10 protein-coding genes are annotated in these 12,894 nt (G+C 39.2%); 9 read left to right on the forward strand and 1 reads right to left on the reverse strand.

From position 1 onward, the window contains the following. Window positions 1-214: 214 nt before the first annotated feature. Window positions 215-1,591: an NCS2 family permease gene (locus tag NST66_RS07965; protein WP_325075673.1), complete on the forward strand. Its 1,377-nt coding sequence runs from the start codon at window positions 215-217 to the stop codon at window positions 1,589-1,591. Window positions 1,592-1,670: 79 nt separating this feature from the next. Here NST66_RS07965 and NST66_RS07970 read toward each other — a convergent pair whose 3' ends face one another. Continuing rightward, entirely contained in the window at window positions 1,671-3,005 is a 1,335-nt protein-coding gene (locus tag NST66_RS07970) for an ArsB/NhaD family transporter (protein WP_013082773.1), read from the reverse strand. Between the two features lie 473 nt (window positions 3,006-3,478). Between NST66_RS07970 and NST66_RS07975 the strand changes: the two genes are divergently transcribed. The 8 genes from NST66_RS07975 to NST66_RS08010 all read left to right on the forward strand — a co-directional run bounded on the left by NST66_RS07975 (window position 3,479) and on the right by NST66_RS08010 (window position 12,790). Then, window positions 3,479-4,471: a thiamine pyrophosphate-dependent dehydrogenase E1 component subunit alpha gene (locus NST66_RS07975; protein WP_033578716.1), complete on the forward strand. Its 993-nt coding sequence runs from the start codon at window positions 3,479-3,481 to the stop codon at window positions 4,469-4,471. A gap of 18 nt (window positions 4,472-4,489) precedes the next feature. Next, the gene (locus NST66_RS07980; RefSeq protein WP_042992173.1) at window positions 4,490-5,524 is read left to right on the forward strand and encodes an alpha-ketoacid dehydrogenase subunit beta; all 1,035 of its coding nucleotides are present in this window, start codon (window positions 4,490-4,492) and stop codon (window positions 5,522-5,524) included. Between the two features lie 24 nt (window positions 5,525-5,548). Continuing rightward, on the forward strand, window positions 5,549-6,775 hold the full coding sequence (locus tag NST66_RS07985) for a dihydrolipoamide acetyltransferase family protein (RefSeq protein ID WP_328153049.1): 1,227 nt from the start codon (window positions 5,549-5,551) through the stop codon (window positions 6,773-6,775). A gap of 16 nt (window positions 6,776-6,791) precedes the next feature. Further along, entirely contained in the window at window positions 6,792-8,171 is a 1,380-nt protein-coding gene (lpdA, locus tag NST66_RS07990) for a dihydrolipoyl dehydrogenase (RefSeq protein WP_311265307.1), read from the forward strand. A 264-nt stretch (window positions 8,172-8,435) separates the two neighbouring features. Further along, window positions 8,436-10,313 carry a sigma-54-dependent Fis family transcriptional regulator gene (locus NST66_RS07995; RefSeq protein WP_098626750.1) on the forward strand — a complete coding sequence of 626 codons (1,878 nt, stop codon included), beginning with the start codon at window positions 8,436-8,438 and terminating at the stop codon, window positions 10,311-10,313. A 129-nt stretch (window positions 10,314-10,442) separates the two neighbouring features. Continuing rightward, window positions 10,443-10,625, forward strand: coding sequence for a hypothetical protein (locus NST66_RS08000; protein ID WP_176544759.1), 183 nt, complete (start codon window positions 10,443-10,445; stop codon window positions 10,623-10,625). A 145-nt stretch (window positions 10,626-10,770) separates the two neighbouring features. Next, a complete protein-coding gene (locus NST66_RS08005) occupies window positions 10,771-11,985 on the forward strand; it encodes a cystathionine gamma-synthase family protein (RefSeq protein WP_063247235.1) in 1,215 nt (404 codons plus the stop codon). Between the two features lie 232 nt (window positions 11,986-12,217). Continuing rightward, window positions 12,218-12,790: an HTH-type transcriptional regulator Hpr gene (locus NST66_RS08010; protein ID WP_033578720.1), complete on the forward strand. Its 573-nt coding sequence runs from the start codon at window positions 12,218-12,220 to the stop codon at window positions 12,788-12,790. The last annotated feature ends 104 nt before the right edge of the window (window positions 12,791-12,894 follow it).

Here is a 12,894-nt window from a genome sequence, read left to right on the forward strand (position 1 = left end):
TTTTGCAAAAAACGTAAAAGACGGATGCTTATCTTCTGTTTACAGAAGCAAAGAGCCGTGAAGATAGAAGGGTTTCCTTCTGTTTTCACGGCTCTTTTTATACATATTTTCATAAAAAAGGAGTGGGGAAATGACTGAATATACACTTGGTGATAAAGCGGCTGTAAAAACTAGTTAAAAAAATCCAATCGATCATTAAAGGAGTGAAAAGCAAGTGGCGATGAATGAAAAAATGGAAACTCAGCATATGGAACTAACAAAAAAATCAGCACCTAATCCTTCATGGGTAGATAAGCTGTTTCATTTAACAGAACGTAAAACAGATGTAAAAACAGAAATTCTTGCGGGAATTACGACTTTTGTGACGATGAGCTATATTATCTTTGTTAATCCGACGATTTTAGCAGATGCAGGCATTCCAAAAGAAGCGGCAATTGCGGCAACAATTTTTGCCACTGTTTTTGCAACTCTTTTGTTTGCATTGTGGGCGAACATGCCTATTGCAGTTGCACCAGGAATGGGGCTAAACGCTTTTTTTACGTATACAGTGGTATTGGGTGAAGGGTTAACGTGGCAAACAGGTTTAGGAGCCGTATTTATTTCAGGGGTTGTATTTTTTATTTTAACCATAACAGGCTTACGCAAGAAGATTATTGAAGGGATACCCGCTATTTTAAAAAGTGCTATTTCCGTTGGAATCGGTCTATTTATTGCTTTTATCGGTTTTAAGCAAGCTGGAATTATTGTAAGCAACAAAGAAAATTTAGTAGCGCTTGGACAACTGACAAAACCGGGCCCATTACTTGCTTTATTAGGTTTTATCGCGGTAACTGTATTAACTGCTCGAAAAATTAAAGGAGCTGCTTTGATTAGTATTTTACTAGTATCAATTGCAGGGATGGCGCTGGGCATAGTAGAAGCACCTAAAAGCATCAGCAGCGTTGTGTCGTTTTCAATGCCAAGCATGTCAGAAACTTTTTTACAAATGGATATTAAATCTGCTCTCCATTACGGTCTTTTCTCTATTATTTTTTCATTTACGCTTGTGGAGCTATTTGATAATTTAGGATCGATGATTGGATTATCTAAAAAAGCTGGACTAATGGATGAAAAAGGAGAAATTAAAGGGTTAGATAAAGCGCTTATGGCAGATTCTCTTGCGACTGTAGCCAGTGCTGCTATGGGATCTACCGCAATGAACGCGTATGTAGAAAACGCTGCGGGAATTGAAGAAGGAGGCAAAACGGGTCTTAAAGCACTGGTTGTTGCCATGCTGTTTTTAGTCAGTATTTTGTTCACTCCATTGATCAGCATTATTCCTGCTTTTGCTACAGCGCCTATTTTAATTATGGTTGGAGCTCTCATGTTAACAGAAATTAAAAACATTCCTCTCGACGAAATAACAGATGCTGTGCCTGCTTTTTGTACCATTATTTTGATGCCGTTAACGTTTAGTATCGGCGAAGGCTTAGCGCTAGGGTTTTTATCTTATACATTCGTTAAATTGTTAGCCGGCAAGGCGAAAGAAATCCACTGGATTATGTACATCATTAGCGCCGCTTTTATTATCAACTTCATCTGGGCTGCCTGAGCGCATATATCTAGAGAAAAAAAGACTTCTCAGCCGAGAAGTCTTTTTTACTGATCGTGTAGATTTTAATCTCTCTCCCTTACAGAAATAAAAGATAGCGAAGGAAGATATATAACGTTGAAATCAAAAGAGATACAAGCATAATTGGAGCTCCAATTTTCAAAAAGTCCATAAACGAAAATTTATGTCCTTTTTTTACAGCCATGCCAGCTACAATCACGTTGGCAGATGCTCCAATTAACGTACCGTTTCCTCCCAAACATGCTCCTAGAGCCAATGACCACCATAGTACATTGATTTGAGCAGAATCAGGGCTCATTCCCATTCCATGAGCCATATCTTGAATAAGTGGAATCATTGTAGCAACAAAAGGAATGTTATCAATAACAGCTGAGGCAATGCCACTAATCCACAAAATGAGATAAGCTGACAGTGCGATATTGCCGTCTGTAACGTTCAACGCGCCAGCAGCCAGCTTTTTAATAATGCCTACATCGATTAAGCCTCCGACAAGAACAAACAAACCTGCAAAGAAAATAATGGTTGTCCATTCAACAGAATCAAATGCGCTTTCTACTTCATCATGAGTTCTTAATCCAATTACCAGTAGTACAGCAGCACCTGTAATGGCTACCATAGCCGCATCAATGTGCAAAACAGAATGCAGGGTAAAACCTAGAATCGTTAATACTAATACAGTTAACGATTTTTTCATTAAAACAGAATCTTGAATATAATCTTTTTCATTTAAACTCATTAGCTCTTGCTTTTTACTATCTTCTACTTTTAACTTTTTACGATAGATAAGAACAAGAATCCCCAGTGTAACAACACCGATAATCAGTACTGCAGGAGTTAAATTTAATAAAAAAGCATTAAAATCAAGGTGAGGATTCGCTGCCCCAATCATGATATTAGGCGGGTCGCCTATTAAAGTTGCCGTTCCTCCAATATTTGAAAACAGCACTTCTGATATAAGAAACGGAAAAGGATTAATGTTTAAGATAGTAGTAATCGAAAATGTAACGGGAACAATTAACAACACCGTTGTCACATTGTCTAAAAAAGCTGATCCGACGCCTGTTAAAATCGATAAAATAACTAGAATTCGAACTGGATCACCTTTAGCAATTTTAGCAGACTTGATGGCTGCGTATTGAAACACGCCTGTTTTATTTGTGATGCCGACTAAAATCATCATACCCATAAGAAGGACAATTGTTTCCCACTGAATGTGTTCGGTAATAGCATTATTAAAATCGACAATACCTAACAAAATCATTAATATAGCACCTAAAAGAGCTGCTGAAGCGCGATTGATCTTTTCAGTCATAATCAGAAAATATGTAATGATAAATATAATAATGGCTGCGTATACATGAAAACTTGTAATGTGTTGAATTGCATTGTGCATAACTGTAACCTGGCGATATGTCATCTAGACGTCGCGAAGTGTAGATGACGCAAACTTTGGATGTTTTCCAGGTTTTCACCTCATCTTTCATCGTTTAATTTACATCCAACTTTACGGTGAAACTTCTATAAAATCCGCTTTCCTTTAACCAACCTCCTTTAAAAGCTTTGGTGTTCTTCAAAATGCAGACGATTCCTTCAGCATTATATCATATTTACATAAAAGCTTTCTTGCTAATTATTCATGTGATTTTCAACCCATACGCTTATTATGCACCTTAAATTCAGTTTACATAATTGATTCCTCTAATATCGGACAAAGTTAGACAAAGTTGGAACAGTGTCCAATTTTGTCTAACTTTGTGAGAACAAATAAAACAATGGATTGCTAAGATAAAGCGGTTTTCATGTTGGCACGGGACTTGCAAGAGTAATTAAGTGAAGTTTGATAATCAAATGAGGAGGCTTACCATAATGAAAACTGCTCAAAATAAAACAGAAAAGCTTACGAAAGAAAAAGCCAGCTGGATGTATCAGAAAATGGTAGAAATTCGAAAGTTTGAAGATGAAGTACATCAAATTTTTGCAAAAGGTGTACTGCCTGGTTTTGTTCATCTGTATGCAGGTGAAGAAGCGATAGCGGTTGGAATGTGCGCTCACCTTAATGACAGTGACAGTATTACGAGCACTCATCGTGGACACGGTCATTGTATTGCTAAAGGCGGCGATTTAGATGGAATGATGGCTGAACTATTTGGGAAGGTAACCGGGTTAGGCAAAGGAAAAGGCGGATCTATGCATATCGCGGATTTAGATAAAGGAATTTTAGGAGCAAATGGAATTGTAGGAGGAGGATTTCCGCTTGCATGTGGTTCTGCTTTAACTGCTAAATATAAAAAGACAAAAGATGTAAGCGTTTGCTTTTTTGGAGACGGGGCGGGCAATGAAGGAACGTTTCATGAAGGAATTAACTTAGCAGCCATTTGGAAACTGCCGGTTGTTTTTGTTGCTGAGAATAATGGCTACGGAGAGGCAACTCCCTTTTCTTATGCTTCAAGCTGCAGCACGATTGCAGACCGTGCCGCATCTTACAATATTCCAGGCGTACGAGTGGATGGAAAAGACGTGATGGCTGTTTATGAAGCAGCTGCTGAAGCGATTCAACGAGCTCGCAGAGGGGAAGGCCCAACGTTAATTGAATGTGTAACGTATCGAAATTACGGGCATTTCGAAGGCGACGCACAAACGTATAAATCAGGCAGTGAAAAGAAAGAACATCTTCAGGAAAAAGATGCGATTGCTCTTTTTGAAAACTATTTGCTTTCAGAACAAGTAGTAACAGAAAAAGAGCTTAGAGATATTGAAAGTGACGTAGAAAAAGCAGTAAAACGCGCAGTTGAGCTAGCAGAAACAAGCGATTATCCTGATGCTTCCGAACTATTAACAGATGTTTATGTATCTTACTAATTAAAGGGGGAAAAGAAAATGACTAGAAAATTAAGTATGTCTGAAGCTATCAATGAAGCAATGAAACTAGCGATGCGAAAAGATGAGAATGTGATTCTGCTGGGAGAAGATGTAGCTGGCGGAGCGGAAATTGACCACCTGCAAGATGATGAGGCTTGGGGCGGTGTCCTTGGAGTGACAAAGGGACTTGTACAAGAATTTGGACGTGAACGAATTCTTGATACGCCTATTTCAGAAGCAGCTTATATAGGAGCTGCAATGGGAGCGGCAGCTACGGGGTTAAGACCGGTTGCAGAATTAATGTTTAATGACTTTATTGGCTGCTGCTTAGATCAAGTGCTGAATCAAGGCGCAAAATTTAGATACATGTTCGGAGGAAAAGCAGAAGTGCCCGTCACGATTCGAACGACTCATGGAGCTGGATTCAGAGCTGCGGCTCAGCATTCTCAGAGCTTGTATGCTTTGTTCACTAGCATTCCTGGCATTAAAGTAGTGGTGCCTTCTACCCCTTACGATGCCAAAGGATTATTGTTAGCAGCAATTGAAGACAATGATCCGGTTATCTTTTTTGAAGACAAAACATTGTACAACATGAAAGGAGAGGTTCCTGAAGGCTACTATACGATTCCGTTAGGAAAAGCGGATGTAAAACGCGAAGGAACGGATTTAACCATTGTAGCGATTGGAAAACAAGTAAATACTGCGCTTACGGCAGCTGAGCAATTATCTCACAAAGGAATTGACGTAGAAGTAGTCGATCCGCGAAGTTTATCACCTTTTGACGAAGAGACCATTCTTTCATCTGTAGAAAAAACGAATCGATTAATTGTCATTGACGAAGCCAATCCAAGATGCAGCATAGCAACAGATATTGCTGCGCTAGTTGCCGATAAAGGATTTGACATGCTTGATGCACCTATTAAACGAATTACAGCACCACATACACCTGTACCATTTTCTCCTCCATTAGAAGATATTTATCTGCCGACACCACAAAAAGTAATTGAAGTTGTATCGGAGTTGCTAGGAGATAAATCGCTTCTAAGCGTGTAATTTTAAAAAAGGAGGAGGAAGCAAATGGCTGTAGAGGTTGTAATGCCAAAACTAGGTATGGCAATGAAAGAAGGAACCGTTTCGACATGGAATAAAAAAGTTGGAGACTCCGTTTCAAAAGGAGATATGATTGCAAGCATTAATTCTGAAAAAATCGAAATGGAAATTGAAGCTCCGCAGGACGGTGTGATTCTTGATATCCTTGTACAAGAAGATGTAGGTGTGCCTCCTGGAACGATTATCTGTTATGTTGGAAATCCAAACGAGCAGTTTACTGAGCAAAACAGTTCAGCAAATGAGCTTCAGGCTCCTAAAAACGAGGTAGCCGCCACTATCTCTTTAGAAGAGCCACCAGCAAACGTAGCTTCATCAAAGAAGAGCAAAGAAACTGTGCGCATTTCACCAATTGCACGGAAAATAGCAGAATCTGAAAACCTTGACATTGAAATGATTAAAGGCACGGGACCAAAAGGAAGAATCACAAAAGCGGATGTAGAGAAAGTGCTGACAGAAAAAGCTTCAGAAACAAGTCATCCACCAGTTGAAATAGATAAAGCTACAAAAAAAGAAACGCTTCCAGTAGCGGGGATGAGGAAAGTCATTGCAGGCCGAATGCATAATAGCTTACTAAACAGTGCTCAATTAACGATTAATATGAAAGCTGACGTGACGGATTTGCTGTCTCTTCAACGAGAAATTAAAGAAGTGATTCAACAACGCCATAAGGTGAAAATCTCTCTAACTGATTTTATTGCTCGCGCTGTTGTTCTTTCACTTCAAGAACACAAGCAAATGAACAGTGCGTATATCGATAACGAAATTCATCTCTATCATCATGTTCATCTTGGAATGGCCGTGGCTTTAGAAAATGGGCTAGTTGTTCCTGTTGTGCAACATGCTGAAAAAATGCCGTTAGTTGAATTAGCTGCAGAGATAAAAACACGAGCAGCAGATGCTCGGCAAGGTCAGTTGAGTACTGATAGCATGCAAGGTTCCACATTCACTATTACTAATCTCGGTGCCTACGGAGTAGAGTATTTTACACCTGTATTGAACCCGCCTGAAACAGGAATCCTTGGTGTGGGAGCTACTGAAGATGTACCTATGTATATAGGAGAGAATTTACAAAGAAGAAACGTTCTGCCTTTAAGCCTGACGTTTGATCATCGCGTACTGGACGGAGCACCTGCAGCTAATTTCCTTGGAACTATTAAACAATACTTAGAGCAACCTATTTTACTACTCTTATAGAAAGGTGGTGCATTCCATGAAACCTTTAGTTGTCATTGGCGGCGGTCCTGCAGGATATGTGGCGGCAATCACTGCCGCCCGGCAAGGAAAACAAGTTACGTTAATCGAACAAAAAGATTTAGGTGGAACATGTTTAAATGAGGGCTGCATGCCAACAAAGTCATTATTAGCAAGCGCGGAAGCCTATGAGAAAATAAAGCAAGCTGAGCAATTCGGCATCACTCTTCCTTTAGAACAAGTGAAAATTAACTGGGATGGCGTTCAGCATCATAAAACAATCATTGTTAAAAACTTGGTCAGGGGAATTGGCTATTTGATGAAAAAGAACAGTATTAAAGTCATGAAAGGAGAAGCTTCTTTTTTGACAAATCATCGCCTAGCCGTGCGAAATGAAAATCAAGTAGAAGAAATAGAGGCTGAACAGTTTATTATTGCTGCAGGTTCAGAACCTGCTAGCCTGCCATTTGCTCCGTTTGATGGAAAGTGGATCATTCACAGTGGACAAGCGATGTCGCTGCCTGCTATCCCTTCATCTCTTTTGATAGTAGGAGGAGGGGTAATTGGGTGTGAATTTGCAAGCATTTACAGTCAAATGGGAACAAAAGTAACGATTGTGGAAGCGGCAGATCAGCTGCTTTCTGGTGAAGACGCCGATATCGCCTTTATGTTGCAGGAAGAGTTAGAGAAAAAAGGCGTAACGATTTATACATCCGCTTCGCTAACAAAAATGCAGCCAGAAGATAAAACGGCTCTATTTAAACATAAAGAAGAACTGCATGAACTGCAGGCTGACTATGCATTAATTTCAATTGGGAGAAAGCCTAGAGTGCTAGGTTTAGGTTTAGAAAAGCTTGGCATACATTTTTCAAAACAAGGAATTGATGTTAATGAGCATATGCAAACGAATATACCTAATATCTATGCTTGTGGAGATGTAGTCGGCGGAATTCAGCTTGCTCATGTAGCCTTTCATGAAGGCACAGTTGCTGCTTTGCATGCATGCGGAAAAGATAAGAGCGTGAATTACCGAGCTGTACCACGCTGCATCTATACTCATCCTGAAATTGCAAGTGTCGGTTTGACAGAAAAACAGGCCCAAGAAAAATACGGTGATGTTCGTATCGGAGAATTTTCGTTTACGGCAAACGGCAAAGCGATGATTGCAAATGATTCTGTTGGAAAAGTGAAAGTAATCGTAGAACCGCAGTTTAATGAAATTATTGGGCTTTCCATTGTAGGTGCACATGCTACAGAATTAATTGGACAAGGAACTATCATGCTGCACGGGGAGTTGACCACGGATGTAATGGAAGACTTTATCGCTGCTCATCCTACATTATCCGAAGCGATTCATGAAGCTCTTTTGCATTCAGCGGGTCAGGCCGTTCACTCATGATTATACAAGTGCTCAAGTTATTAAGCTCTTTAAGAATGAAAAGTAAAAATGAATGATTCAAAAAGGTAAACTAGAGGATGAAGGAATCATGAAAGAGGGATAGGGATTTTCCTGCATCCTCGTCTAGTTTTTCTATTAATTTTTACATAACGTGAGTTTAAGAATCTATCTTTGGTAATGATAACGTTTTCTTTGTGATTTATAATAATAGTAACAAGCCTTGATTTACTATATTCAATTAAGTTTATAGGGGAGAGGTAAGAAATGGAATCCACACTTTCTTTAAACACATGGAAACGTTTTGTAAACGAAGGAGCACTTGAATCTTCAAGGTTAAACGACATCATTGTAAAATCGTGGCACCGCTGTAAAAGCGCAGATGTTAACCCTTACCTAGATAAAGGCAGATCGATTTTAAGAAACGAAGATTTTCATTCTCGAAAACAAATGAACTCTTTATTTCTTGAAACGGCGTTGCCGCACTTAGAAAGAATCAGACAATCAGCGGCAGATTTAGGAATGGTTGCTCTATTAATTGACCCAGAAGGCTATATTTTATCTATTACAGGAAATAGACTTACACTGAATGAAGCAAGAAAAATTAATTTTGTGGAAGGTGCCTGTTGGACAGAAAAAGAAGTAGGAACAAATGCAATCGGGACGGCTCTGCAAACGGAAGAACCCATTATGATAACAGGTACAGAACATTATTCGATTGCTTCGCATCAATGGAGCTGTTCGGCGGCGCCTGTTCGAAATGACGACGGAAATTTAATTGGGATTATTAATATTTCCTGTCCCGTAAACAGAGCGCATCCTTATATGCTTGGAATGGTTACGTCCATTGCGTATACAATCGAACGGGAGTTAAGCATTCGAATGCACAAAGACGAAATTGAGTTGGTTCATGCTTCTATGAATTTTGTCGATAGCAAGCAGCTCTTGCTGCTTTGCAATTACAAAGAAGTGATTGTAGGAGCAAGTAAAACCGTTCGGGAATGTATACCTAAATGGTCAGGACAACAGTTGAATACGATTGTACAACAGGGATTTCGTATAGTGATGGAAGTGCCTGTCATTTCAAAAAGACACGGTCATTCTATTGGAAAGATTGTTTACTTATCAGAAGAAACGACTCATAACCAAATAACTAAACAGATCTCTGCTCAATCATTTTGTTTTAAAGGAGAAGCAGGCATAAGCCGATCCTTTCAGCGAACATTAGAAGAAATAAAGCAGGCGGCTCCTACGGATACAACGGTCTATATTTTAGGGGAAACAGGTACTGGAAAAGAAGTAGTGGCGAGAACGATTCATGAAAACAGTTCGCGTAAAAACGGGCCTTTTATTGCTCTTAATTGTGGTGCCATTCCGAAGGAACTTATGGAAAGTGAATTATTTGGCTATGCGGAAGGAGCCTTTACAGGAGCACGGCGTCAAGGATATCAAGGGAAGTTTGAACAGGCTAATCATGGTACGATTTTTCTTGATGAAATAGGTGAGCTTCCTCATTCTATGCAAGTTTCTTTGTTAAGAGTATTGCAAGAGCGCAAGGTCACGCCTGTGGGAAGCAATCAGGAAATTCCAGTAGACATCCGGATTATTACCGCTACTCATCGAGATCTTCGCCAACTTGTCAATGAAAGGAAGTTTCGAGAAGATTTATACTACCGGCTTCACGTGTACCCCGTGCATGTTCCACCTTTACGGGAAAGAAAAGAAGATATTCCGCATCTTATGCGGTACTTTTGTCAAACGAATGATTGGAATATGAATTTCCCCAAGGAACTAGTAGATAAATTGATAGATTACCAGTGGCCCGGAAACGTTCGAGAATTATTTAATGTACTTGAACGCTTGAAAATTTCACTAAACGCGGACACAGAAAAAGAGACAATATTGAGTTATTTGAGTTCTTTACATCTTGGTGGTCAGAGGGACATCTCTCACTCTGATACTTCACAAGAAATAGAAGAAAACGGTTTTACGTCCCTATCCGCACTCACATTTCGTGAAAAAGTTCAAAAAGACTTGATGATGGATGCTTTACGTAAAACGCAGGGAAATGTGTCGCTTGCTGCTAAGCTGTTAGATATACCAAGAAGTACATTTTATAACAGACTAAAAAAATTCAATTTATAAGCTGAGAGTTTTTAGCTGTTTTAAATTTAGACGAAGTAAAAAATGAACCATTGATCAAGATTTTCGATTAGTGGTTCGTTTTTTTTTTAGGGTGAACGTACGTTCGATTTGTTTAGACCCTTCTAGCAGTTGATTGGAGGGCAAGACGAAAACTCCTGCGGGAAAAGCGGAACAGGTGAGACTCCACAGGAGCGTATGCGACGAGAAGGCTCAGCGGCCGACTGCGGAAAGCGAAGTCTTGCACGGAACCAACTGACCTGTCACGAGCGTTCAGCTCATGTATCCTATTTGTTCGTCGTTAGATTGAATTGATTTCGTTATATCTCGATCTTTTTTAAATTTAATGAAGAATGTACGTATATTTTATTATCAGATTATTCTGTACTATATACAGTATATTGTATACAATATATAATTTAATCAATATCTAATTAACAAAACCAGAGGTGATGAGTGAATGACAGACAAACAGTTTAGAAATGTACAAGACGGCACAAAAGCGGTATGGGCAGGAGAAAAAGAATCGCTTGCTTACAATGCCACTCAAGTTCCCGTCGTCTTCAGCGTAGCTTACAATTATGATGATGTAGACGAATGGCAAGAAGTTGCGTTAGGAAACAAACCAGGCTATACGTATAATCGCATGAGTAATCCTACGGTTAAAGCTTTTGAAGAAAAAGTAAGGATACTTGAAGAAGCAGAAGAGTCGGTCGCATTTTCCTCCGGCATGGCGGCTATTAGCAGCACATTGTACACTTTTTTAAAACCCGGAGACCGAGTCGTATCGGTAAAAGATACATATGGAGGAACAAATAAAATCTTCACTGAGTTCCTTCCTAACATTGGAGTGGATGTAACCTTATGTAATACGGGAAATCATGAAGAAATTGAAGCGGAAGTAAATAAAGGATGTAAAGTGCTGTATTTAGAGTCACCTACAAATCCTACGATGAAAATTATTGATATTGAAAGAATAGCGAAAGCAGGAAAATCGGTAGGGGCAGTGGTCATTATTGATAATACGTTTGCGACACCAATTAACCAAAACCCTCTTCAATTAGGAGTAGATCTTGTCATTCACAGCGCCACAAAATTTTTAAGCGGACACGCCGATGCTTTAGGCGGGGTAGTATGCGGCTCTAAAGAATTAATGCAGCATGTGTATCACTACCGTGAGATCAATGGCGCGACCATGGACCCTATGTCAGCGTATCTTATTTTAAGAGGAATGAAGACGTTAAAGCTGCGTATACGTCAACAAGAACGAAGCGCTTTGGAAATTGCTAAATTTCTTCAAAAGAAAGAAGCTGTTGAAGCCGTCTATTATCCTGGATTGGAAACACACCCTCATCATCATATTGCCAAAAAACAAATGAAAGGCTTTGGCGGAATATTAAGCTTTGTGTTAAAAGGAGAAATGGAAGCTATTAAAATTTTGCTGCCAAAGTTAACGTATGCAAATAAAGCCGGTAATTTAGGAGCGGTTGAAACGATTTACGGTCCGGCAAGAACGACTAGTCACGTAGAATGTACGCTTGAAGAACGTAAAGCTCTTGGAATATCCGAAGGACTGGTTCGCATATCTGTAGGAATTGAAGATACGGAAGATTTAATTGCAGACTTAGAACAAGCATTTGCTCACTTAGAATCTGCATCACCTATTAGTAATTAAAAAGACATGTATTACTTTTTTAAATAAAAATAAGGTAAGCAACTCTTTTTAGTTGGTAGACGTTTCTTCAAAATTGCAGAGATATTGTGGAATAAAGCTGAGAAATTAAACTGCACGTGTATTTTTTCGTCTGATTTTGTAGGTATACTGATAAATTAGATGAAATAAAAATGTTTTTACACGCTTTAAAAATAAACTAACTTACAATAGCCTACAAATAAGGAATGATAGTATGTCGAAACAAGAAAATGAATACACAATAAAAGATGCATCATTGTTTGGATTTAAATTAATGCAGGTAAGTAAAGCCATCTGGCGAGCTGCAGAAGATGATTGGGAGCAATGGGTGAAACCTTATGGTCTGAATGTAAATGAGCATCATATTTTATGTTTGGCTAGCAGCACGGGAGAAATCTCTATGTCAGAGTTAGCTAACTTAGGAGCTATGCATATCTCTACAGCATTTAATTTTTCGAAAAAATTAGAAAATCAAGGATGCCTTCATTTATCCAAAAGGGAAAATGATAAAAGAAATACCTACATCAAACTGACTGAAAAGGGAGAACAATTATTGCTTGACACGCTCAAAGGGTATGAACCACATAACAGTAAGGTGTGCAAAGGCGCACTTCCTTTAAAAACGTTATACGGAAAATTTCCCGATTTTCCAGAGCTCGTAACCGTTGTTCGTCACGTTTGCGGCGGCGACCTAGTGACCGTTGCTGATCAACCTTTTGTGAATATAGAAGAAGCGGGAATAGAAGAAAATGAAGATAAGAAAGAAGTCCAGCTAACTAGTAATTGAACGCGCTGAATAATGGGCAGAGAATAGGGCTTCGTGAAAATAAGTGAATAACAGACCGAGCTGTTTTATCCGTGAGAAACTTCACGTATAAAACAGCTCTTTTT

The organism is Priestia sp. FSL W8-0524 (assembly GCF_038005965.1).
In the GTDB taxonomy this organism is placed as follows: Bacteria; Bacillota; Bacilli; order Bacillales; family Bacillaceae_H; genus Priestia; species Priestia zanthoxyli.